Origin of the sequence: Chitiniphilus shinanonensis DSM 23277 (assembly GCF_000374805.1) — a bacterium.
Lineage (GTDB): Bacteria > Pseudomonadota > Gammaproteobacteria > Burkholderiales > Chitinibacteraceae > Chitiniphilus > Chitiniphilus shinanonensis.
In genome coordinates, this window is the sequence record NZ_KB895334.1 from 19,521 (window position 1) to 41,380 (window position 21,860).

Genomic DNA, 21,860 nt, shown 5'->3' on the forward strand with positions numbered 1-21,860 from the left:
TCTGTTCGCGGGTGGCCGTTGCGCCTTCCCCCAGCCGCGCCCGGCGCGGCTTCCCTGATAAACTTGCGGCCGTTTCCCGCTCGCCGAAGGCCCCTGCCATGCAACTCCCCGAACAGCTCGTCATCGCCACCCGAGAAAGCCCGTTGGCGTTGTGGCAGGCCGAGCACGTGCGCGCCTGGCTGACCGCCCGCTATCCCGGCCTGAAGGTGGAGCTGCTGGGCATGACCACCCAGGGCGACCGCATCCTCGACGTGACGCTGAACAAGATCGGCGGCAAGGGGCTGTTCGTGAAGGAGCTGGAACAGGCACTGGCCGACGGCCGCGCCGACCTGGCGGTGCATTCGATGAAGGACGTGCCGATGGTGATGCCCGACGGCTTCGCCCTCGCCGCCATCGGCGAACGCGAGGACCCGCGCGACGCGCTGGTGTCCAACCGCTACGCCACCCTGGCCGAGCTGCCCGCCGGCGCCGTGGTCGGCACCTCCAGCCTGCGCCGCGAGGCGCAGTTGCGCGCGCGCTTTCCGCATCTGACGGTCAAGCCGCTGCGCGGCAACGTCGGCACCCGGCTGGCCAAGCTGGACGCCGGCGACTACGACGCCATCCTGCTCGCCAGCGCCGGCCTCAAGCGCCTGGGCCTGGGCGGACGCATCCGCGCCGAACTCTCGCCCGAGGACAGCCTGCCGGCTCCCGGCCAGGGCGCGCTGGGGCTGGAGATCCGCGCCGATCGCGCCGACCTCGCCGCGCTGCTGGCGCCGTTCGACCACCCGGCCACCACCGCCGCCGTCACCGCCGAGCGCGCGCTGTCGCGGCGCATGGGCGGTTCGTGCCAGATCCCGCTGGCGGCCTATGCCGAGGACGACGACGGCTTCCTGCGCCTGCGCGGCTGCGTCGGCCTGCCCGACGGCAGCCACATCGTGCACGGCGAAGCCAACGGCACCCGTGCCGCCGCCGAAGGGCTGGGCCTGAAGGTGGCCGAACTGCTGCTGACCGAGGGCGCCGCCGACATCCTGGAGGCCCTGGCCCACCCATGAGCGCAGCGCTGGCCGGCCGCCGCATCTGGGTCACCCGACCGGCCGCGCAGGCCGACGCGCTGACCGACGCGCTGACGCGCCAGGGCGCCGTCGCGGTGCGGCTGCCGTTGCTGGAGATCGCCCCGCCGGCCGATCCCGCGCTGCTCGACGCCGCGCTCGCCGCGCTGGACGATTTCGCGCTGGCGGTCTTCGTCAGTCCTTCCGCACTCGACGCGGTCGCCACCCGCCTGCATCGTCCCTGGCCCCCCACGACCGCCGCCGCGGTGGTCGGCCCCGGCAGCGCGGAACGCGCCCGGCAATTGGGCATCGCCCCGGTGATCGCCCCGCCCGAGCAGTACGACGGGGCCGGACTGCTGGCCGAGCTGGACCGCCTGGGCGGCTGGGCCGGCCGGCGGGCGGTGCTGTTCCGCGGCGACGGCGGCCGCGACGAGCTGCCGCAAGGGCTGGCCGCGCGCGGACTGGCGCTGACCACGGTGGCCGCCTACCGCCGCCTGCCGCCCGTCTTCGACGACGCGCGACTGCGCCGCGAGCTGGACGCCGGCTGCGACGGCGCGGTGATTTCCAGCTCCGAAGCGGCGCAATACTTGTTCGCGCTGGCTGGAGACGCCACGCGCGAGCGGCTACAATCGCTGCTGTACTTTGCGCCGCACCCCCGGATCATCGCGGCACTCGCCGAGCATGGCGCATCCGCCGTGCTCACCCGAGCGGGTGACGCCGGCATCGTCGACACGCTTTGCCGCCATTTCGCCAGGCCCTCGCCATGACGCAAGAACAAGACTCCCTCTCCGCCGCCTTCTCCACCCCGCCCAGCCGCGCCCGCCGTTTCCCGGCGCCGTCGCCCGCGCTGGTGGTCGCCGTGCTCGCGCTGCTGTCCAGCGGCGGGCTGTGGCTGTACCAGCAGCAATCCAACGACAAGGTGCAGGCACAACTGGGCCGGCAGCTCGCCAGCTACGCGCAGAAGGCCGACGAGGCCGGCGCGCGCGAGCAGGCCGCCACCGAACGGCTGCGCGCGCTGGAGCGCGAGATCGCGCTGCTGTCCGGCAAACAGGCCGAAGCCCAGGGCCAGCAGGCCACGCTGACCGCACTCTACGAAGCGCTTACCCGCAACGAGACCCAGCGCGTGCTGGCGGAGCTGGAACAGACGCTCTCCTTCGCCAGCCAGCAGTTGCAACTCGCCGGCAACGTCAGCGCCGCGCTGGTCGGGCTCGAATCGGTGCAGGACAAGCTGGCCCAGCTGGACCGCCCCGAGTTGATTCCGGTGCGCAAGGCCGTGGCACGCGACATCGACAAGCTGAAGAGCCAACCCTACCTGGACGTGGTGGGGATCTCCGCCAAACTCGACACCCTGGTCGCCGGCATCGACAAGCTGCCGCTGGCAGTCGACGGCTACCGCCAGCCGCAGGCGAGCGCACCGACCGCCCCCGAGGGGCACTGGTTCAAGCGCCTGGCGCTGGAAGCCTGGAACGACCTGAAACAGCTGGTGCGCATCCGCGAGATGGACAAACCCGAGGCCATGCTGCTGACACCCGAGCAGTCGTTCTTCCTGCGCGAGAACGTGAAGCTGCGCCTGCTCGACGCCCGCACCGCGCTGCTGCTGCGCAACGATGGCGCCTTCCGCGCCGACCTGTCCGCCGCCGGCGACTACCTGAAGAACTACTTCGACGGCTCGGCGCCGCAGACGCGCAGCACCGCCGCCTCGCTCAAGGAACTGTCCGAGGAATCGCTGGCGATCCCGTTGCCCAGTCTGGCCGAAAGCCTGGCCGCCGTGCGCGGTGCGCGCACCGAAGCCAAGGGGGTGCGTCCGTGAAGGCCCTCGGCTGGATCATCGGCCTGTTCGCGCTGGCGGTCGGCCTGACACTGTTCGCCCGCCTGAACACCGGCTACGCGCTGCTGTTCGTTCCGCCGTGGCGCATCGAGGTATCGCTCAACGCCTTCGTCATTGCACTGCTGCTGCTGGTGCTGGTGTTGTTCGGCGCGCTGCGGCTGGTGGTGGAACTGGGCGGCCTGCCCGAGCGCGTGCGCACCTACCGCGCCGACCGCCGCCGCCGCGCCAGCGTCGAGCTGGAGCGCGAAGCGCGCATCGCCTTCTTCGAGGGCCGTTACCAGCGCGCCGAGCGCCTGGCCGCCGACGCCTTCACCGCCAGCGCCGATCCGGCGTCGTATGCGGTGAACGGCCTGCTGGCCGCCCGCGCGGCGCACGCGATGCGCGACTTCGCCAAGCGCGACCACTACTTCGAGCGCCTGCGCGGCAAGCTGGGGCCACGGCACCTGGCGTTGGCGATGACCATGGCCGAGCTGTATCTGGACGAGCGCCGCTATGACGACGCCGACCGCGCGCTGGGCGAGGCGCGCGAACTGTCGCCCAAGCTGACCGCCGCGCTCAAGCTGGAACTGCGCCTGCGCCAGCGCGAAGGCAACCCGGAGGCGGTGATCCGTCTGGTGGACCAGCTCGCCAAGAGCGAGGCCATCGACGCGCAGCAGGCCCGGCGCCTGCGCATCCAGGCGCAACTGGAGGCGTTCTCGCTGAAGCCGCGCACGCTGAAGGAACTGAAGGACTGGTGGAGCAAGCTGTCGGACCACGAGCGCGCCGCGCCGCCGCTGGTGCTGGCCGTGGCCGATGCTTTCCGCGCCCACGGTGCACCGGAGCTGGCACGCGAGGCCATCGAGGAAGCGCTGGCCAGCAACTGGTCGGGCGAACTGGCCGAACGTTACGGCACGCTGGGCCTGGAAGGCGAAGCGGCGACCAGCCAGTTGCAACAGGCCGAGGCATGGCTCAAGTCGCATCCGCACGACCATCTGCTGCTGCTGACGCTGGGCCGGCTGTGCTGCGCGCGCGGCCTGTGGGGCAAGGCCCAGACCTACCTGGAAGCCAGCCTGGCGGTCGAGCCGACCGCCATCGCGCACGCCGAACTGGCCGAGCTGCTGGAATCGCTGGATCGCCACGAGGACGCGGCGCGCCATTTCCGCGCCAGCCTGGCGCTGGCGCTGGCCACAACGCGCTGAGCCGCTCCCAACGCTGCAAACAACAACGGCCGCTCGATGCGGCCGTTGCCTTAGAGCCTGTTCAAAATCTTTTCACGACAGCGTTCGGGGCATTGCCGGTGTGCGGCAAGGCGCAGGACGCGCTGCGGTATGAATACCGTGAGCGGCGTGCAACGCGGCAGCGCGCCGGCAATGCCCCGAACCCTTCGGGCCGGGCCGGAAAAAGGTCATCCACTGCGTTGTGCTCCTTGGAAATAACCGGTTATTGCCTGCGTCGCACGCCTTGTGCCTGACCTTTTTCCGGCTCGGCGCTGCCGCGAAAAGATCTTGAACAGGCTCTTATGCACGGTTCAAGCCGACTGCGGCGATGCCGCGCTCAGGCGAATCCAGGAAAACGGCTGGAGATGCTGGTTGCGGGTGCGGAAGTCGGGTAAGCCCTGGCGCAGCGGCGGCTGGGCCTGCGGTCGGGACGGAATGGTGGTCGGCAATGGCTTCATGACGGGGCTCCGAAACGGTTGCCGGGGCCCGATACTGGAGCGCTCAGGGCGCGTAGACCGCCTTGAGCAGCACCGAACCGTCGGCCTCGTCATAGTGCAGCCACCAGATTGCACTTTTCTTGATCTGCCAGCCGAGTTCGCTACCGGCCAGCGCCAGACTGGCGGCATCGCCCAGCGTCGGCTGATGTCCCACCAGCACCACCGTGCCGCCGCCGCGCGGCCAGCCGGCGGCCTCCAGGTAACCACGCGCCGGGGCGTCGGGATTGATGCGGGCATCGATCTCGACCTCGGTGGCGAAGGCCGCCGCGGTCTGCTGGGCACGCCGGGCCTGGCTGGCGACGACGCGTGGATGGTGCTTGCCCAGCGCATCCTTCAGCCAGGCGGCGGCGCGTGCCGCCTGGTTGTGCCCACGCTCGGTCAGTGCCCGCGCCAGATCGTCGGCACCGTCTTCGGCCTCGGCATGACGCCACAGGATCAATTCCATTGCGACACCTCCACGGCGATTCGACCTTCAGGCGCGGGTGCGAAGGGCGAAGCCGTCAGTTGCGCTGCTTGGCGCCCATTTCGGTCAGCAGCATGTCCTGCGCGGAACGCGCCTTGGCCGAGCGCGTCGCCTTGCGGCGGTAGCGGCCGTCCGACAGCATTTCCCACGCCTGCACGTTATCCACCAGATATGGCCGCAGCGCCTCGCGGATCACGCGGCGCTTCACCCGTGTGGTCAGCGCCGGGAAGGCGATCTCGATGCGGCGGAACAGGTTGCGGCCCATCCAGTCGGCGCTGGAGAGGTACACGTCCTCCTGCCCATCGTTGTAGAAGTAATAGACGCGGTGGTGTTCCAGGAAGCGACCGATGATCGAGCGCACGCGGATGTTGTCCGACACGCCCGGAATGCCCGGCCGCAACGCGCACACGCCGCGCACGATCAGGTGGATGGTCACGCCGGCCTGGCTGGCCTCGTACAGCTTCTCGATGATCGACGGCTCCAGCAGCGCGTTCATCTTGGCGATGATCACCGCCTTGCGGCCGACCTTGGCGTGGGCGATCTCGCGGTCGATCGCCTTGATGAAATTGGGCTGGAGCGTGAATGGCGCCTGCCACAGCACATTGTGGTCGCCCGCCAGCCCCAGGCCGGTCAGCTGCATGAAGACGTCGTTGACGTCGCTGCTGAGGTCCTCGTTGGCGCTCAGCAGACCGAAGTCGGTGTAGAGCTTGGAAGTGCGCGGGTGATAGTTGCCGGTGCCGACGTGGACATAGCGCTTGAGCTTGCCTTCCTCGCGCCGCACGATCAGCAGCATCTTGGCGTGGGTCTTGTAGCCGTAGACGCCGTACACCACGTGCACGCCGGCACGCTCCAGCTTGGCCGCCCAATTGATGTTGGCCTCTTCGTCGAAGCGGGCCATCAGCTCGACCACCGCCGTCACTTCCTTGCCGCGCTGCGCGGCCTCGGCCAGCGCGTCCATCAGCGCCGACTCGCTGCCGGTGCGGTAGACCGTCATCTTCAGCGCGACCACGTGCGGATCGCGCGCGGCCTGCAACACCAGGTCGATCACCGGCGTGAAGCTCTGGTACGGGTGGTGCAGCAGGATGTCGCCATGGCGGATCGCGGCGAACAGGTCCGGCTGCTTGCGCAACTCGACCGGCACGCCGGGCATGAACGGTTCGAACTTGAGGTCGGGGCGATCCACCTGATCCGGCACCTGCATCAGTCGCACCAGGTTCACCGGGCCGTTGACGCGGTAGACATCGGCATCCTCCAGGCGGAACTGCTCCTTGAGGTATTCGACCAGGTGCGTCGGCAGGTTGTCGGCGACCTCCAGCCGCACCGCTTCGCCGTAGGAGCGCTGCGACAGTTCGCCCTCCAGCGCGGCGCGCAGGTCCTTGACGTCCTCGTCGTCCACGGTGACGTCCGAATCGCGGGTGACGCGGAACTGGTAGCAGCCGAGCACGTGCATGCCGGCGAACAACTCATCGACGTGCGCGTGCAGGATGGACGACAGGAACACGAAACCGTGCTGGGTGCCGGTGACTTCGCGCGGCATCTTGACGAAGCGCGGCAGGATGCGCGGCGCCTGGACGATGGCCATCTCGGCATTGCGGCCAAAGGCGTCGCGGCCTTCCAGCTCGACGATGAAGTTGAGCGATTTGTTGAGGATGCGCGGGAACGGGTGCGACGGATCGAGCCCGATCGGCGTCAGCACCGGCATCAGCTCGCGGAAGAAGAAGTCGCGCACCCACTCGCGCTGGGCGTCGGTCCACAGGCTGCGGCGGAAGAAGTGGATGTCCTCCTTGGCCAGCGCCGGAAACATCACCTCGCGCAATACGCGGTACTGCGATTCGACCAGGTGGTGCGATTCCTTGCCGATCAGCTCGTAGGCCTGATGCGGCGTCATGCCCTCGGGCAGCAGCCGCGTCGGATACTGGCGGACGTTTTCCTTCAGCCACGCCATCCGCACTTCGAAGAATTCGTCCAGGTTGCTGGAGACGATGCACAGGAACTTCAGCCGCTCCAGCAGCGGGTTGCGCGGATCCTCGGCCTGGGCCAGCACGCGGCGGTTGAACTCCAGCAGCCCCAGTTCGCGGTTCAGCAGCAGTTGGTTGTCGGCGGGTTTGTAGGTCATGGCGCTCCAGAGCCTGTTCTGCACTGATCACCGATCAGTTATGGATAAGTTGCGGTCGAACTCCCTGGCCCGATGGATCGCTCCGGCGTGCTCGCGATCCCCGGCACCCGCCGTCACCGTGGCGCGGCCCGATGCTGCGAAGACCGCCCGGCGCTGCGCGCCGCGCATCTGCGCATGGACCGACGCCCTGCGGCCGCCCGGTGGCGGCGATCAGGCCTGCGGCGGAACGTAGCCGGCCGGCTGATCGACGCCACCGCCGAAGAAATAGTTTTCCAGCTGCTGTTGCAGGTACTGGCGCGCGCGCGGGTCGGCCAGGTTGAGACGGTTTTCGTTGATCAGCATGGTCTGGTGCTTGACCCAGGCGGCCCATGCTTCCTTGGACACCTGTTCATAGACGCGGCGGCCGAGTTCGCCAGGCAGGGGGGCGAACTCGAGACCTTCCGCTTCGCGGCCCAGTTTGACGCATTGCACGGTACGGCTCATTGGCGGACTCCGGATTCGGTCGGTATTGAATGACAAAGATATTGCATCTTGATGACAAGTGCGGCGATACGGTGTTCCACCGCCGCCTCGTCGGCAACCCATGATTGTACCGCCGTTCCTTGGCGGACGACGCGGCGCACGCCACGCCGACGGACTGTCCCTCCGCCGATGCCCGCCTCGGGCCCGCCGGCGCGCGGATCAGCGGCCCCAAAAAGAAAAACCCGCGCCGAAGCGCGGGTGGCTGTGCGGCAAAGCGCGATCAGTTGCCGGCCTTGACCGGCATGATCCACAGTTCGACGCGGCGGTTGAGGCGACGGCCTTCCTCGGTATCGTTGCTGGCGCGCGGCTCGGTCTTGCCCTTGCCATACGAATCCAGCCGCACCGGGTTCACCTGGCGGCCGACCAGGTAGTCGACCACGGCGCGGGCGCGCTGCTCGGACAAGGTCTGGTTGTAGGCATCCTTGCCGACGCTGTCGGTGTGGCCCACCACGGTGATCATGGTCTTGCCGTACTGGTTCACCACGCGGGCGATCTTGTCCAGGGTGGGGGTATAGCCCGACTTGAGCACCGCCGAATTGGTGTCGAAGCCGGTGTTGGAGGTCATGCTCACCAGCAGCGAATTATCGGTCTGCTTCTGGATCGAGATCTCGCCGCGCGAGATTTCCGGCGCCAGCTGCTTTTGCAGATCCTTGGCCTGGCTGTCCATGTAGTAGCCGATGCCGCCACCGGCCAGGCCACCGCCCACGGCGCCGATCAGCGCGCCCTTGCCGCGGTTCTTGTGGTTGACCAGCGCCCCGACGGCGGCGCCGCCCAGCGTGCCGATGATGGCGCCCTTCTCGGTGTTGTTCAGGTCGCGCTTGTCCCCCAGATCGTTGGTGGCGCACGCCGACAGCAACAGGGCGGCGATAACGGTGAGCGATACGGTCTTGCGCATGATGTTCTCCTTTCTTATCGGGCACGGATGGCGTGCATTATCGTGGACAGCAGCGCCGGCCGGGGTCGTAAAAGATCACATGGTGGGAGAGACGGTCGCCACAGCCCGCCACCGGCGGGCTTGCTTCCGCTGCATGCCGGCGATATCGGCAACGGCAAGGGATGACGCGATTCGAGCGGCCAACAAAACCCAGCGTAGCGGCCCTGGCAAGGAGCGCGAAACGCAGACAGTACAAGTAGTACGGCAAGCGAGCGCGACGCAGCCAGGAGGGTTTTGTCAGCCGCGATTGGCCCGATAACCACACCTTATCTTTCAGGCCGCTCATGATGGTCGATCTGTCACATCTGTGTCAGCCAGGTCGTCGTCTACATTGCGCAAGCCCACTGATTGCACTGGACTATCTACCTCTCGTCGCCTATTTCGGTGGGGGGCCCTCTCGTTCGGTGGGGGTTTTTGTCTTTTCTAAGCAATAACCTACGCTGATAACTCGATCAGCAAGCCGTTCCCGCATCCCGTCGTTCGCCTCCAGGCCACAAGCCCGCGCGGAATACGTCGGTGCACGGAGGATCCCGCCGCCCGTTGGCGTGGGAAGCGGCGTTTGCCGGATCGCCAGCTGTGCGCGCCGTGCACCTCGACGGCGCGCGAGGCATCGGCGATGGCGTACGCCTTGCCTTGTTGGTCCCCTGGATCGGCCAACGACCCTATGAAACGCGAGCACGACGCCACCGGCGTGTTGCCGGTGTGGCAATCATCGGAAATCAGCGCCTGCGCCATGGATTTGCCGCGCCCCATCCCGTTCAGCTCCGCTCAGGCGGAGGACTCCGACGCATACGAGTGGATGAAGATCATGCTCGATGCGACGCCGCTGTGTTGCACCGTCTGGAGCGCCGATGCCAGGCCGATCGACTGCAACCGCACGTCGGCGACGTTCTTCGAACTGTCCGGCAAGCAGGAATACCTCGACCGCTTCTACGAGCTGTCGCCCGAATTCCAGCCGGACGGGCGCACCTCGCACGAGGCCGCCGCCCACGCCATCGCCCAGGCCATCGAAGTGGGCACGCTGACCCTGGAGTGGATGCACCGCAAGCTGGATGGCGAACCGGTGCCCGCCGAGATCACCCTGGTACGGGTGCGGCACGGCGACGGTTATCTGGTCGCCAGCTACATGCGCGATCTGCGGGAGACCAAGGCCAGGGAAACGCGGCTCCAGGAAGCGGACGAGCGCCTGCGGCTGGTGCTGGACGCCACCCCGCTGGGCTGCACGCTCTGGGACACCGACTCGCACATCATCGATTGCAACGACGCCGCGGTGCGGCTGTTCGATCTGTCGAGCAAGCAAGAACTGATGGAGCGCTTCTACGACCTGTCGCCCGAGTTCCAGTCCAACGGCCGCAACTCGCAGGAACAGGCCGACGAGTACACCCGGCAGGTGGTCAGCGATGGCCAGGTGAGCTTCGACTGGATGCACCAGAAACTGAACGGCGAACGCATCCCCGCGCATATCACCCTGGTACGGATCGAGCACGGCGCAAAGGTGTTCGTCGCCGGCTACATCCATGACCTGCGCCAGATCATCGCCAGCCAGACGGAGATGCGCGAAGCCGACGACCGCGCGCGCATCATGTTCGAGGCCACCCCCCTGTGCTGCAATTTCTGGGACGAAAGCCTGCACAACGTCGATTGCAACCAGGAAGTGATCGGCCTGTTCGAGCTGAACAACAAACAGGAATATCTGGACCACTTCTTCGAGCTGTCGCCCGAGTTCCAGCCGAACGGGCGACGCTCCGATGAGATGGCGCTGGAGTATGTCCAGCAGGCGTTCCGCGATGGCCGGATCCGCTTCGAGTGGATGCACCAGAAGCTGAACGGCGAACCCATTCCCGCCGAAATCACGCTGGTGCGCGTCAAATACGGCGAGCACTACATCGTCGCCGGCTATACCCGCGACCTGCGCGAAACCAAGAGCATGCTGAGCGAGATGCGCGAAGCCGACGAACGCACCCGCATCATGCTCGACGCCACGCCGCTGTGCTGCAACCTGTGGGATGAACAGCTCAACAACATCGATTGCAACCAGGAAGCGGTGAACCTGTTCGAGCTGAAGGACAAACAGGAATACCTCGACCGCTTCTTCGAGCTGTCGCCCGAGTTCCAGCCCAATGGCCGGCCCACGGCAGAGATGGCGGCGGAGTACATCCACCAGGCGTTCCGCGACGGCAGGGTGCGCTTCGAGTGGATGCACCAGAAGCTGAACGGCGAGCCGGTGCCCGCCGAAATCACCCTGGTGCGCGTGAAGTGGCGCGACCACTACATCGTCGCCGGCTATACCCGCGATCTGCGCGAGCTGAAGGCCAGCCTGGCCGAAATGCGCGAGGCCGACGAACGCACCCGCATCATGCTCGACGCCACCCCGATGTGCTGCAATTTCTGGGACGAGAACCACCATAACATCGATTGCAACCAGGAGGCGGTGAACCTGTTCGGGCTGAAGGACAAACAGGAATACCTCGACCGCTTCTTCGAGCTGTCGCCGGAATACCAGCCCGACGGTTCGCTGTCGCGCGACAAGGCGCAGATCAAGATCAACGAAGCCTTCACCACCGGCCGGGTGCGCTTCGAATGGATGCACCAGAAGCTGAACGGCGAGCCGATCCCCGCCGAAATCACTCTGGTACGTGTGCGGCGCGGCGACCATGACATTGTCGCCGGCTACACCCGCGACCTGCGCGAGTTGAAGAGCACCATCACCCTGCTGAACAAGCTGGAGAAGATCGCCTTCACCGACAATCTCACCGGCGCCTACAACCGGCACTTCTTCCTGGAGCACGCGGAAAAGGAATACCGCAAGTGCCTGGAAACCGACAGCCCGATGTGCGTGATCATGTTCGACCTGGATTTCTTCAAGGTGATCAACGACACCTACGGCCACAGCGCCGGCGACGTGATCCTCAAGGAGGTCACCGCCACCGCGCAGAGCGTGCTGCGTCCCTACGACCTGCTGGCGCGGTACGGCGGCGAGGAATTCATCATCCTCATCACCCAGACCTCACTGGGCGCCGCCAGCCGGCTGGCCGAACGCATCCGCCGTAAGATCGCCTCGGCGGTGTTCCAGTACCGGGAGACACCGCTGCGGGTGACGATCAGCCTGGGCGTCGCCGAGTACGCCACCAGCGACGAATCGTTCGAAACCCTGGTCAACAAGGCCGACAAGGCGCTGTACAAGGCCAAGCACCGCGGACGCAACCGGGTGGAGCTGTTCTGAGCGAGCGCTCGGCCAGGCCCCCATGCAAAACGCCCGTCGCAGGACGGGCGTTTTGCATGGGGCGTTACGGAAGCAGATGCAATCGCCTGAAACGGCTTGCTAGAAAGACGTTAAAACGGAAGAGTCACACGTTGATGCGGAACTGCCGCGTCAACGCTAGGAAAGACGGGGGCTTCGACGCGAGCAGCGCTGTTGGTAGTCAAGATATACCCCCATTCATACCCCCAATTTTTCGAGCTTGGCACACCGTACCCCAACAAGGGCGGGGCTGCGCTCATCAATGAGCATCCTAGCTTGACGCGAGTGGACGCTAAGTGCAACACGTCCCGGTTGCGGGTCGAATGGCTGAGCGAGGAATGAAGCTCTGGACAATGACCGAAAAGCCCGGCCCGCAGGGACTCGCCCGAATCGTTCAACGACCACCGATCTTGAGCTTGGCGCGGATCGCGGCCAAATGCCGTAGCGCTTCCTCGCGCGTTGAACGCTCCATCCCTTCCGGGATGCTCAACCCGAGCACCTTGGCGACGTTCGAGACAAACGGTTTTCTGGCCCCGGCCAGTTGCTCCACGGCCGCAGCAATGGCCTCATCGCTCACCTGACTGCGCAACCAAGCCAACGTGCGCCTATCGCGGTCGTTGAGCACAAGGATGCAGTCCTCCGGGCTGCTGCCCTTCGCACTGCCCTCGCCGGTCTGCTGACCGGCTGCGGACGGCGACTCGCCTGCTGGCTCGCTCGCCGACGTTTTTGAAAGTATCGAACCCAAGAAACACCCTAGGAGGAGGAAGTCGTAGCGAAGAGCGTCATTTTTGCGTATATTTTCTAGCATACGCAAGCAACCACAAAATGAGAACCCCAGATGCAGTTCAAGATCATCCGCCACCGCGACAAGGAAGGCACTTACAGAGAGGGGCACCGTGTCCAGTGCCTGCGCCGGGTTCGCGAAGTAACGCCGGATTTTCCCGAGGGGAAGAACGTGCAGCGCGTGGTAGCCAAGTTCGACCGTGAAGCGCGCGAACTGCCTGCGGATGTGCTTGCCATCCTCACCCCGACCGAGGTCGAAGAGTGGAAGGAGTGGCGAGTCAAAGAGGACGAAGAGCAGTTGAAGGCGGCTGCCCAATTCGAGCTGGACACGCTGGCTGAAAGCGCGCGAGTGGCCCGCATCGGCTTGGCTAAGGGCTACGCCATCACTACCACCGAAAACGCCGTGGCCATCCGCAAGGAGGTCAGGGCACTGATGCGCGTGCTCAACGAGCTGGGCCTAATGCCCGAGCCAGTGCGTGGCCGCCCGGAGAAGGAAGAAGAGTTCGAGATTCCGCTGCTGCCCAACTTCGCGCCACGTGGCACGCCAGCGTATGAGTCGTACCAACGACTGCTCGATGAGCACGAGCGGCAGAAAGCACATCACCAAGGATGCTGACATGCGCTACTGGACATTCAACCCCAACACCTGCCGCTTTGAGCGCGCGAGCAAGCAAGCCGCTTTACACGCGGCCGACGTGGCAGTGGTCAACGACGATACCGACGTACAGGTCATCTGCGACCACCAGCCGCCTAAGCGTTGGCCCAGCGGCGAGCCGCTCATGGTGGCAGGCGTCGAGTTCGAGCGCGAGCTGTTCGAGTAGGTATCTATACATGCAGACTACAAGAGCCATTGTCTTTGACGCCTTCGGCACGCTGATCTGCTACACCGTCCGCCTTTCGCCCTATGGGCGTCTGCTGGACGAGAGCGGGCGGCCGATGGATCGACTCGCCTGCCTGACGCGCGACGTGCCGCTGGCAACCCTCGCCATCGAGGCAGGCGTGGGGGATGAGATGGACTTGATGGCGACCGACTTGGCCGAAGAGTTGCACGGGTTGCGCCTGTTCGCCGAAGTGCCCGACGTGCTGGCCAAGGCGCGGGCCGCAGGCTTGCGTTTGGCCGTCTGCTCGAACCTCGCCCACGAGTACGGCTCTGCCGTGCGCGGCCTTGTGCCTGATCTGGACGCCTACGTGCTGTCCTACGAAGTGGGCGTAGCCAAGCCACACCCAACGATGTACCGGCTCGCCTGCGCCGAGTTGGGCTGCGCCCCGTCCGAAGCGGTTTTCGTGGGCGACAGCAAGCGGTGCGATTTCGACGGGCCGCAGGCCTACGGGATGCAGGCGCGCTGGCTGGATCGCAGAGGAGGACAGTCGCTGCTCGACGCCCTCAAGGGGGTCATTTGATCCTTTTCCTCGACTACGACGGCGTGCGGCATCCCTCGCTGGTGGTGATGGGTGAGCACGGCCCGGCGCTGGTCGGGGACGGCGAGTTGTTCATGTGGGCGGACAACTTGGCCTCGTTGCTGGCAGCGAATCCGCACGTCCAGCTCGTGCTCTCCACGAGTTGGGCACGGCGTCTGCCTTTCGCGGAGGTGCGCGACTTCCTGCCGATGGCGCTGCGCCGCCGCGTGGTGGGATCAACGTGGCATCGCATCCAGACCGATCCCGCCAATTCGCATGGCCTGCCGTACTCGTACTGGCAGGACGCAACCCGCCACCAACAAGTGCGCCGCTGGGTCACGTTGCATCGCCTGCGTCGCTGGGCTGCCATCGACGACGACGCAGACGGCTGGGACGATGCAGACCGCACGCACTTGGTTCACACGCAGGCCGACGCCGGCCTCTCTGACCCGGCCGCGCTGTCGCGCTTGGCCGAACTGCTGCGGGGGCAGCCATGACGGCTGCCGAGCTGCTGACCAGCGTGCCCGTGCTGGTCATCGACCTTGAGGCCACCTGCGACGATGGCGATGGCCTCCCGGCAAGCGAAATGGAGATCATCGAGATCGGCGCGGTCTGGGCCACGGCCGAGGGCACCGTGCTCGACACGTTTCAGGAGCTGGTGCGCCCCGTAGTGCGCCCTGAGCTCACCCCGTTTTGTCGGCAGCTCACCAACATCCAGCAGGCCGACGTGGGCGGTGCAGAGCTGTTCCCAGCGGTCGCGGCACGGTTGGCCAGCTTCGCCCAACGCCATCTAGTACCGGGCGCAACGTGGGGGAGCTGGGGCCAGTTCGATGCCAAGCAGCTTGTTCGAGATTGCGAGCGCCACGGCATCCAGCACCCGCTCGCAGCGTTCGAGCATGTGAACCTCAAGCGCCGGTTCGCCAAGGCCAGAAAGATCAAGGAAGTCGGCATGGCCAGAGCCTTGCAGATGGTCGGCCTGCCGCTCGATGGCGCGCACCACCGAGGCCTCGACGACGCACGCAACATCGCCAAACTGCTGCCTTGGTCGGTATAAAAGAGCCGCCCCGACTAAGTGGGGCGGCCAAGACTGCGGGCGTCAGGGAGGAAAACGCCGCTACAGGGCAGTCACCTCAATTATCACTGCGAGGACTTTGGCGGCTGACCTGACGCGCAGTGGTAGAGCACAGCGAGCGATCAGAGCGTGTATACGCCCCACTCCACCATGAGGCCGGTCTTCCGCAAGAAGTCCGGGCCGATCAACATTGGCTTGTAAGCCATGCCGGTGACCTCATCCGCGTGCTTGGCAAGCACAGCACCATGCCCTTCGTCCCAGCCATTTAAGACAGCAAGGGAAGTCACCAAGGCTACATCGATTACCTCCAAACTTGGCAGCGTGAGCCATGCGTGCATGTTGACGGTGCCTCCGACGTGCCCGCTCTGGAGCTTCTCAGCGATGAACGGCTCGTCGAACTTGAACATGCCCTTGTCCGTGCCATCATCGACCCACCCGAGGGTATAGAGTACGGGGCATCCCAACCATGCCTCCAAAACCGGGACAAGGCGATAGTGGAGCGATAGGCATTGCGCCACCACGTCTGGGAAATCTAAGTCGCCGAGGCCCTTCTGCACGACATAGGGGAACTCGGCATGCCGGGCGTCGTTTAAGTAGCGGTGCGCGGGCTTCAACTCGTGAGTGGGGACGGTGAGGTTGAAGCGCTTGGAACGCTCGATAGCAGCGGCCCACTCGGCGGCATATTTGCTTGCGGTCATTGGATCAATTCCTTGGGAAACTCGGCCTGGCCGTGGTGCAATTCCTCGACGAGGCAATGACCGCCAGGCGCGACGGTCTGGCTAGAACTCGTACTTCTCTTTGCGCTGAATGAAGGCATCGCGCCCGCCTTCCAGAATGCTGGCCACCTGATCTCGAATCACGGGAACGTCAATCGAGCCTTGTGCTTCCAGCCCGAGACACCCTTGGTTCTCAGCGGCCGTGAACACGCCAATCCACTCGGCATCACCGAACACCGGGATGTTCGCGTTGTGTGTCGCAAACAAGAACTGCCGACTGGTCTTTGCCTCCCTCAACTCGGCGACGATCCGATCTGCAATGAAAGCGTTGTCTAGGTTGTCCTCCGGCTGATCCATCAGAAGGGGATCGACGTTCTCAAGCAGCAGCATGTGTAGGATTGCCGTGCACTGCTGGCCCGTAGAGAGCTTGTTGAGCGGCCTGAATACCGGATCGGCTTGGCCGTGCGCGACATTCAAGAAGATGTCCACGCGATGCTCCAGCTCCAAGGCCTCCAGCTCCATGAGCTGAGACGACTGGAGCTTGGTGAGTGCGTCGGCCACCATCTGCGTGACGCCCCAATCGAGTTGCACGTCGGCAGACCCTTTCTGAATCGACTGGGCCAGCGACAACGGGCTGATCGTCTCGGCGTCCTCAATGAACGCAAGCCGCTTTTCACCCACACCGTCCAGCTTGCAACCAAGCAGGAACGTCACCAATGGCGTGCGGTCAGCCTCCGGCACGATTTCCACCTTGAGCTTGCCTTCAAGCCGCCTGTTCAGCTTCTTCGCGGCCTTCTGCAACGCCTGTATGCGTTGCCCACGCAAATCGGACAGCTCAGCCAACAAGTTGCGCCGCTCCTGACGCAAGGCGTTGCGCTGGGACTCGTGATTAGTTGCCCGCGACTTCATGGGCTTGATGCGCTCAATCTCCTCCATCAACTTCTGATAGGCAACACCGATCTCCTGCCCGCTCTTTCCAGCAGTGGCGGGCAACGTCCGCAGCGCCTTCTCCAACTCGGCATCGTGCGCCTGAATCGCCTGCTGCCATGCGCCATGCTGGGTGGTGAACTGTCCTGCCTTGTCATCAAGCAAGACCTGCATGGCGGTCAGATGGTCGGTGAACCCCTGCTTGAGTCCATCCAGCGTCGTGCGCATGGCGAGCAACTGGGCAGAGTCAGGCAACCCCTCAAGAGCCTCATCGTTGATGAAGTCAAGGTCAGGCAAGCTGTCACGCAGGTCTGAAAGCGCGTCGCGAAAGCTCTGCACGCCATCAGTAGCGGTCTTGGCAATCTCTCGCTCGCGTGCGAGCAATGAGGTCGTGGCCAGCTTCTCCTTGATCCCCAGCTCATCAAAACCGCGAAGCTGCTCTTCCAGCTTAGGCAAGCGCTCAACCTGTGCATTCAACTCATCAAGATCGGTCAGGGACTTCGTGAGCTTCTGCTGGTTGTCCTTCAAGCGCCTATGCACGTCGGCGCTCTTCGCCTCGTACTCCCCGTCTTGGGGAAGAAAGCGACCCAGCAACTGCACCCGGCTGGTTTCATCTTGGGCCAGCTCGTAAATCTCGTTCTGCCCATAGATGTCGATGCCCGGCAGCAAGTCGCGCGGGAGCAGGGTGGAGACATTGCCATCCATGTCACGCACCATCGGCGGCTCGCCATGACGGCGCGAGATGGTGTACTGCTTGCCGTTCTGGGCAGAGGACACCACTGTCAGCTCAACCCGACCGGCCGAGCGACCAAGGTTCTCCTTGATGATCTCTTGGTGGAGTTTCTGAGCCTGTTTGCCTTTGGGTGGCAAGTCCAAGGCGAAGCGCAGGCATTCGAGCAAGGTTGACTTACCCGTTCCACGGCCGCCGATCACCGTGTTGAGATGGTCGGAAAAATCGACCCGGACGCCATTAAGGTAGCCGCCCGTGACAGTCATGCGGACCACCTTGCCAATCGGACTTTCGGCCTGCTGGGAGTTCAGGCGGATGCGCGATCCTGAGTCAAGGAAGGCGACCTTGAACGCAGCGAAATTGGGGCGCGTCATCTTTATGAGGCAAGTGGCCCCCGGCTGCTCCAAGTCCTCCGGCTTGGCGACATCTTTGGCATTGATGACTGCTACGGGCCGCTCACGCCGGTAGGCATCATCCTTGTTCAGCAGCACCTTGCGGTAGAAGTCACCTTCCACCCCCGCCAAGTCATCTATCGGCCCCGGTATCTGGGCCGCGCGCAGCTTGGGGAGCTTCCACACATGGTTGAGCCGGTTCTTCAGGAGGCCGCTGTCCGACGTACAGTGCGCAGCGTAGATGAAGCCTCCGAGTTGATCGACTTTCTCGATCAACTGCTCGGAACTCAATCGAGACGGGCGAACACCGTCTGTTGGGTCAAGAAGGTCGAGATTGCCCAGGTAGCGTTCGAGTTGCTGTCCCGTCGTTTCCTCGGAAAACAGGCAAACGTAGTGGGTCTTGTCATTCGAGGCGATCTCGAAGCCGGGGAACACCACGATCCCACGAGGCTGTAGAACCTGACGCAAGGCATCGACGCTGGCCACGCTGCCGTGATCAGCTAGGCCCACAACCGTGATGCCCAGCTCAAGACACTTTTGGAGTAGGGCTTGGTTGTATCCGCCTTCATCCAGTCCGTGATCGGCTCCCCTGTAAGTGCCGTTGTAGCCGACAGGGTTGACCTGTAGGGCGCAGCGCCAAAATTTCGCGTAGGTGTATTGATCGCTCATATTTATCCCTGGCTTCCTACGATGACGATGCATGACGGCGCTGTAGGGCCGCTTGATAGCACCTGCTACTGGTCGTGTCCTTTCAAACGCATCACCGGCGCAGTGCAATCTCCGCGTCGATGATCTTTGCAGCCGCGGCTCGAACCTTGGCAACGATCTTGGCCCGAGCCTTGGAGTCATGCTCCTGGTGGGCCTGTTTCACCAGCTCGGCAAGCGCCATGTGGTCGGCCGACGTTGCGTCATAGTCCGGCAAGCTCACATGCTTGAAGATGTCGCCCATGTTGGTCGCCACGTTGTGCGCCTCGATCATCTCCTTGACGATTTCCGAGTGCAGCAGGCCACACAGGTAGTAAGCCGGTTCCGGCTGGTCGAAGTCGGCAAAGTAGAGCTTGTGGTCAGGTACATAGACACGCGGCCCGTAGCCCGGCACCGAGCCTGACGCCACCACGGCCGCCGAGAAGTCGCCCGTCATCTCAGCCCAAATGACCTTGTAGGGCGCGAAGGTGTAATCGCCCACGTTGTAGATCGCGAAGAAGGGTGCGCCCTTCATGCGCGTCTTGAAAGTGGAACGGGACTCCAGGAAAGACTTGTACGCCTTGAAGAACTTGAAGGTCTTGGGATTCGTGTGGCTGCTGTAGCACGCCGCTGCGGTGTCCAACGAGGCGCGGTCAATGCCCTTGTTGGGCACAAACGCATATAGGGTGTTCTCCGGCAGGAAGTAGCAGGGATGCAAGTCGCCTGCGCCCTTCGCGAGGGGAAACAAGCTCTCAGCCTCAACCCAGAACTCGCGCGGCTGGCCCAAGTCGGTCTTTCCCTCGTGCGGCCTGGTGCGCACCTTGACCGTCTGTGCCACAGGGTTCGAGTCGATCACATCGACGAAATAAACCCCGTTGAGGTCGGTCGTAATGCCCTTGCGGCCGTTGACCCAAGTCGAAGCTCCGAACATTGGCTGACACGCTGCGAAGTGTCCCGGCTTCATGATTGCCCAGGGTGCCCCCTCCATCGTCTGGGAGACGGGATTGGCCTCCATCTGGATCACTTCCACAAGGTCGATGACTTCGGCACGATGCAAGCGTGGGTCGATGGCCTTCAAGCGGGCCACCTGACCGCCACGCCCCTTCTTCGGATTGCCTGCATCGTCCGTCTTGGGCTTGCCAAGCCAAACCCGGTAGTCCAACGGATAGCGGGTCGTTCCCCGAACCTTCTTCGTGAACATAGCGACGGCCGTTTTGTTGGCCGCGTCTGGGAACGGCTTTAGCTCCTTCATGTCATCAATGGAGATCGGCACCAAGCGGTCGGTTGCGTTGATGCGGAAACGCCGGAAGCCTTGCGACGAAGGGGACTGGAAAACCGTCTGCGTGATGACGAACACCAACCGTCCATCCTCGACCAGCCACTTGTCGGCCGTCGTGTAGGTGATGATGGCGGAGATGTCTAGCTCGTTGCCACCGTGGAATTTGGTGTCCGAGAAGATGGCGTATTTCTCGCAGGTCGGCTTGGCTCGGTTCCGGTACGCCTCGGGGAGGTTCGACCATCGCACCCAAGGCGGGTTGCCAACGATGGCGTCAAACTGCCCGGCCGTGGCTGACCAGAAGAAGTTGCGCACGATCCTGAACCAGATTCCATTCCAGTTCTGCCGGTGCAGGGCGAGCACCTGGTCATAGGTCGTCTTGAGGTGGTCATGCCATTCGTCGGCCTGCGCCTTGCTCAGGATTCGAGCCTTCACCAGCGCCTTCGCGACAGGAGGGTACTCGGTGTCGTTTTCGACCTCTTCACCCATGAGCTGAAATACCTTGTCCAGCAGCACACGATCACGTGCCAGGTCGACAGGGAGAACGACTTGTAGATTGGCCTGCTGGCTGCCGATGCTGTACTCAACAACCTTTTGGTCGCCGTCTGGATGCGGGGCCGGGGAGTACACCGCATCTGCCAGGAGCACGGGAATCTCAACGTCCTTGCCCTTGCACTGCTGCAACAGGTCTGCGATGGCGATCAGGAAGTTGACGCGAGAGGATTGCACCGCAAGCGGGTTGAGGTCGAAGCCCCAGACCGTCGTGGTCAGCATGTCCACGGTCTGCTCAGCAGTCCATCCCGCCGTCAGGGCCGCTCGGCGCTTCTGCTCGATGGCCTCTAGCAAGAACGAACCAGACCCGCATGTCGGGTCAAGGAGCCTAGCTGCAAGCCACTTGTCCCGCTTGTAGCCGAGCTTGGCTACGGAGTGCTCGACCAACCAGTCCGGCGTGTAGAACTCGCCAAGGCTCTTGCGCAATTCCTCCGGCACCAGGTCCTGATAGAAGTCACGCAGGACATCGCGCGAGCGGCCGGTTTTCTTGATGGTGTCGAAGCGATAGACCGAGAGCTGGGCCAGCAGGGTGCGGATCGCCAGGCACATCGACGTGCGAATGGCCTTCTTGGTTGTGGCGTCCAGATACCAACTGAAGATTGCTTCTTCGACGAAGCCATGCAAGCCGACTGCGTTGAAGAACCCGCCGTTCTCGACATCCGAGCGCAGGGCGTCGATCAGCGCTTCGTCCGATCCGAGAGCCAGCAGCTCATGGATCAGGGACGTGCTGGACGCCATGCCGTGCGCAGCCACGATCTCGGCTGCGATCAACTTCATCAGCAGCGAATGGAAGGTGTGGGTGACGAAAAGCTTGGCGGGCAGGTCAATGGCGGCCGGGCCAGCGAAGTCAAAGCCCAACGACCCGTTGATCTTCTTACGCTGCTGGATGCTGAGGTCGGCGGCTTGCCCATACAGGGTTGCCCATTCCTCGAAAAGCATCTTGATCTTGCGATTGCCTGGTCGCCCAAGGGCGTCAGCGAGGGCGTTGGACAGCTCCTGCATGAACTCTCGGCCGGTGCTGGAGAGATGCCCGAAGTCCTCGGCCAGGTTCTCGGATGTGATGGCTCGCCGGAAGTTGGCCCTCAGCGCATCGACCACCATCTGGAAGGTGATAGTCGAGAACGGCATCAGCGGCTGGTGGACAATCGTTCCGTCCTGCACCTGGGCAAAGCCCACGTGATCCCCGTCGATGGCAATGCCGATGTAGTCCTTCTCGTCCAGCCCTTGCTCGGATGCCAAGCGAGGGATGTACTTCAAGAGGCGACCATCGGTTGCCTCAATAAACTTCGGACTCGTTTCACTGCCCTTGAAAAGGCCGGGGCCTTTGAATTCGATAACGACATTGTTGTAGCTGGAGTCGCGCTTGGCTCGCTCGGCATCCAAGTCGATCTGCAAAGCCTCCTCAAGCCCCTTCATCCATGCGTGACGTACCTCTTCCTCGTTGACCCACTGCTTGCGGCGTCGGTTGATGAGGTCGTAGCCCTTCTTGGTATTGGTGTCCATTC

19 protein-coding genes are annotated in these 21,860 nt (G+C 64.1%); 10 read left to right on the forward strand and 9 right to left on the reverse strand.

All coding sequences use genetic code 11. From position 1 onward, the window contains the following. Nucleotides 1–98: 98 nt before the first annotated feature. Genes hemC through C556_RS0100115 form a run of 4 tightly spaced genes read left to right on the forward strand, consistent with a single transcriptional unit; the run spans nt 99 to nt 4,034 of the window. The gene (hemC, locus tag C556_RS0100100) at nt 99–1,031 is read left to right on the forward strand and encodes a hydroxymethylbilane synthase (protein WP_018746179.1); all 933 of its coding nucleotides are present in this window, start codon (nt 99–101) and stop codon (nt 1,029–1,031) included. Then, entirely contained in the window at nt 1,028–1,795 is a 768-nt protein-coding gene (locus tag C556_RS18660) for a uroporphyrinogen-III synthase (RefSeq protein ID WP_018746180.1), read from the forward strand. The genes hemC and C556_RS18660 overlap by 4 nt, the downstream gene beginning before the upstream one ends. Next, on the forward strand, nt 1,792–2,838 hold the full coding sequence (locus C556_RS0100110) for a uroporphyrinogen-III C-methyltransferase (RefSeq protein WP_018746181.1): 1,047 nt from the start codon (nt 1,792–1,794) through the stop codon (nt 2,836–2,838). The genes C556_RS18660 and C556_RS0100110 overlap by 4 nt, the downstream gene beginning before the upstream one ends. Continuing rightward, nucleotides 2,835–4,034, forward strand: a complete 1,200-nt coding sequence (locus C556_RS0100115; protein ID WP_018746182.1) for a heme biosynthesis HemY N-terminal domain-containing protein — start codon at nt 2,835–2,837, stop codon at nt 4,032–4,034. The genes C556_RS0100110 and C556_RS0100115 overlap by 4 nt, the downstream gene beginning before the upstream one ends. A gap of 329 nt (nt 4,035–4,363) precedes the next feature. Here the strand turns inward: C556_RS0100115 and C556_RS22660 are convergent, their stop codons facing one another. From C556_RS22660 to C556_RS0100135, 5 genes are all read right to left on the reverse strand, one after another. After that, entirely contained in the window at nt 4,364–4,510 is a 147-nt protein-coding gene (locus tag C556_RS22660) for a hypothetical protein (RefSeq protein ID WP_157235658.1), read from the reverse strand. Nucleotides 4,511–4,553: 43 nt separating this feature from the next. Next, entirely contained in the window at nt 4,554–4,994 is a 441-nt protein-coding gene (locus tag C556_RS0100120; RefSeq protein ID WP_018746183.1) for a SixA phosphatase family protein, read from the reverse strand. Nucleotides 4,995–5,049: 55 nt separating this feature from the next. Then, nucleotides 5,050–7,128, reverse strand: a complete 2,079-nt coding sequence (gene ppk1, locus C556_RS0100125) for a polyphosphate kinase 1 (protein WP_018746184.1) — start codon at nt 7,126–7,128, stop codon at nt 5,050–5,052. Between the two features lie 210 nt (nt 7,129–7,338). Then, on the reverse strand, nt 7,339–7,611 hold the full coding sequence (locus tag C556_RS0100130) for an oxidative damage protection protein (RefSeq protein ID WP_018746185.1): 273 nt from the start codon (nt 7,609–7,611) through the stop codon (nt 7,339–7,341). 259 nt (nt 7,612–7,870) lie between these two features. Continuing rightward, nucleotides 7,871–8,545: a YiaD family glycine zipper/OmpA-like lipoprotein gene (locus C556_RS0100135; RefSeq protein ID WP_018746186.1), complete on the reverse strand. Its 675-nt coding sequence runs from the start codon at nt 8,543–8,545 to the stop codon at nt 7,871–7,873. Nucleotides 8,546–9,248: 703 nt separating this feature from the next. Between C556_RS0100135 and C556_RS21230 the strand changes: the two genes are divergently transcribed. After that, nucleotides 9,249–11,807 carry a sensor domain-containing diguanylate cyclase gene (locus C556_RS21230; protein ID WP_018746187.1) on the forward strand — a complete coding sequence of 853 codons (2,559 nt, stop codon included), beginning with the start codon at nt 9,249–9,251 and terminating at the stop codon, nt 11,805–11,807. A gap of 412 nt (nt 11,808–12,219) precedes the next feature. On the opposite strand, the gene C556_RS21235 is transcribed toward C556_RS21230, so the two are convergent. Then, on the reverse strand, nt 12,220–12,633 hold the full coding sequence (locus C556_RS21235) for a CppA family protein (protein ID WP_018746188.1): 414 nt from the start codon (nt 12,631–12,633) through the stop codon (nt 12,220–12,222). 30 nt (nt 12,634–12,663) lie between these two features. Between C556_RS21235 and C556_RS0100150 the strand changes: the two genes are divergently transcribed. Genes C556_RS0100150 through C556_RS0100170 form a run of 5 tightly spaced genes read left to right on the forward strand, consistent with a single transcriptional unit; the run spans nt 12,664 to nt 15,060 of the window. Next, nucleotides 12,664–13,224: a hypothetical protein gene (locus tag C556_RS0100150; protein WP_018746189.1), complete on the forward strand. Its 561-nt coding sequence runs from the start codon at nt 12,664–12,666 to the stop codon at nt 13,222–13,224. Between the two features lies 1 nt (nt 13,225). Continuing rightward, nucleotides 13,226–13,429: a hypothetical protein gene (locus C556_RS0100155; protein WP_018746190.1), complete on the forward strand. Its 204-nt coding sequence runs from the start codon at nt 13,226–13,228 to the stop codon at nt 13,427–13,429. 10 nt (nt 13,430–13,439) lie between these two features. Next, nucleotides 13,440–14,009, forward strand: coding sequence for an HAD family hydrolase (locus C556_RS0100160; RefSeq protein WP_018746191.1), 570 nt, complete (start codon nt 13,440–13,442; stop codon nt 14,007–14,009). Next, the gene (locus tag C556_RS18670; RefSeq protein WP_018746192.1) at nt 14,006–14,503 is read left to right on the forward strand and encodes an HAD domain-containing protein; all 498 of its coding nucleotides are present in this window, start codon (nt 14,006–14,008) and stop codon (nt 14,501–14,503) included. The genes C556_RS0100160 and C556_RS18670 overlap by 4 nt, the downstream gene beginning before the upstream one ends. Then, the gene (locus C556_RS0100170; RefSeq protein ID WP_018746193.1) at nt 14,500–15,060 is read left to right on the forward strand and encodes a 3'-5' exonuclease; all 561 of its coding nucleotides are present in this window, start codon (nt 14,500–14,502) and stop codon (nt 15,058–15,060) included. The genes C556_RS18670 and C556_RS0100170 overlap by 4 nt, the downstream gene beginning before the upstream one ends. 140 nt (nt 15,061–15,200) lie before the next feature. Here C556_RS0100170 and C556_RS0100175 read toward each other — a convergent pair whose 3' ends face one another. The 3 genes from C556_RS0100175 to C556_RS0100185 all read right to left on the reverse strand — a co-directional run bounded on the left by C556_RS0100175 (nt 15,201) and on the right by C556_RS0100185 (nt 21,858). After that, nucleotides 15,201–15,776, reverse strand: coding sequence for a hypothetical protein (locus C556_RS0100175; protein WP_018746194.1), 576 nt, complete (start codon nt 15,774–15,776; stop codon nt 15,201–15,203). Between the two features lie 81 nt (nt 15,777–15,857). Then, complete coding sequence (locus C556_RS0100180; protein ID WP_018746195.1) at nt 15,858–18,512, reverse strand: TrlF family AAA-like ATPase; 2,655 nt, start codon at nt 18,510–18,512, stop codon at nt 15,858–15,860. A gap of 91 nt (nt 18,513–18,603) precedes the next feature. Continuing rightward, nucleotides 18,604–21,858 carry an Eco57I restriction-modification methylase domain-containing protein gene (locus tag C556_RS0100185; protein WP_018746196.1) on the reverse strand — a complete coding sequence of 1,085 codons (3,255 nt, stop codon included), beginning with the start codon at nt 21,856–21,858 and terminating at the stop codon, nt 18,604–18,606. Between the last annotated feature and the right edge of the window lie 2 nt (nt 21,859–21,860).

Bases quoted from the DNA above. Each gene is read 5' to 3' on its own strand.
- C556_RS0100175 (WP_018746194.1), bottom strand. From the start codon at position 15,776: ATGACCGCAAGCAAATATGCCGCCGAGTGGGCCGCTGCTATCGAGCGT.
- C556_RS21230 (WP_018746187.1), top strand. From the start codon at position 9,249: ATGAAACGCGAGCACGACGCCACCGGCGTGTTGCCGGTGTGGCAATCA.
- C556_RS0100185 (WP_018746196.1), bottom strand. From the start codon at position 21,858: ATGGACACCAATACCAAGAAGGGCTACGACCTCATCAACCGACGCCGC.
- C556_RS0100155 (WP_018746190.1), top strand. From the start codon at position 13,226: ATGCGCTACTGGACATTCAACCCCAACACCTGCCGCTTTGAGCGCGCG.
- C556_RS0100160 (WP_018746191.1), top strand. From the start codon at position 13,440: ATGCAGACTACAAGAGCCATTGTCTTTGACGCCTTCGGCACGCTGATC.
- C556_RS22660 (WP_157235658.1), bottom strand. From the start codon at position 4,510: ATGAAGCCATTGCCGACCACCATTCCGTCCCGACCGCAGGCCCAGCCG.
- C556_RS0100110 (WP_018746181.1), top strand. From the start codon at position 1,792: ATGACGCAAGAACAAGACTCCCTCTCCGCCGCCTTCTCCACCCCGCCC.
- C556_RS0100150 (WP_018746189.1), top strand. From the start codon at position 12,664: ATGCAGTTCAAGATCATCCGCCACCGCGACAAGGAAGGCACTTACAGA.
- C556_RS0100170 (WP_018746193.1), top strand. From the start codon at position 14,500: ATGACGGCTGCCGAGCTGCTGACCAGCGTGCCCGTGCTGGTCATCGAC.
- C556_RS0100130 (WP_018746185.1), bottom strand. From the start codon at position 7,611: ATGAGCCGTACCGTGCAATGCGTCAAACTGGGCCGCGAAGCGGAAGGT.
- C556_RS0100120 (WP_018746183.1), bottom strand. From the start codon at position 4,994: ATGGAATTGATCCTGTGGCGTCATGCCGAGGCCGAAGACGGTGCCGAC.
- ppk1 (WP_018746184.1), bottom strand. From the start codon at position 7,128: ATGACCTACAAACCCGCCGACAACCAACTGCTGCTGAACCGCGAACTG.
- C556_RS0100135 (WP_018746186.1), bottom strand. From the start codon at position 8,545: ATGCGCAAGACCGTATCGCTCACCGTTATCGCCGCCCTGTTGCTGTCG.
- hemC (WP_018746179.1), top strand. From the start codon at position 99: ATGCAACTCCCCGAACAGCTCGTCATCGCCACCCGAGAAAGCCCGTTG.
- C556_RS0100180 (WP_018746195.1), bottom strand. From the start codon at position 18,512: ATGAGCGATCAATACACCTACGCGAAATTTTGGCGCTGCGCCCTACAG.
- C556_RS21235 (WP_018746188.1), bottom strand. From the start codon at position 12,633: ATGCTAGAAAATATACGCAAAAATGACGCTCTTCGCTACGACTTCCTC.
- C556_RS18660 (WP_018746180.1), top strand. From the start codon at position 1,028: ATGAGCGCAGCGCTGGCCGGCCGCCGCATCTGGGTCACCCGACCGGCC.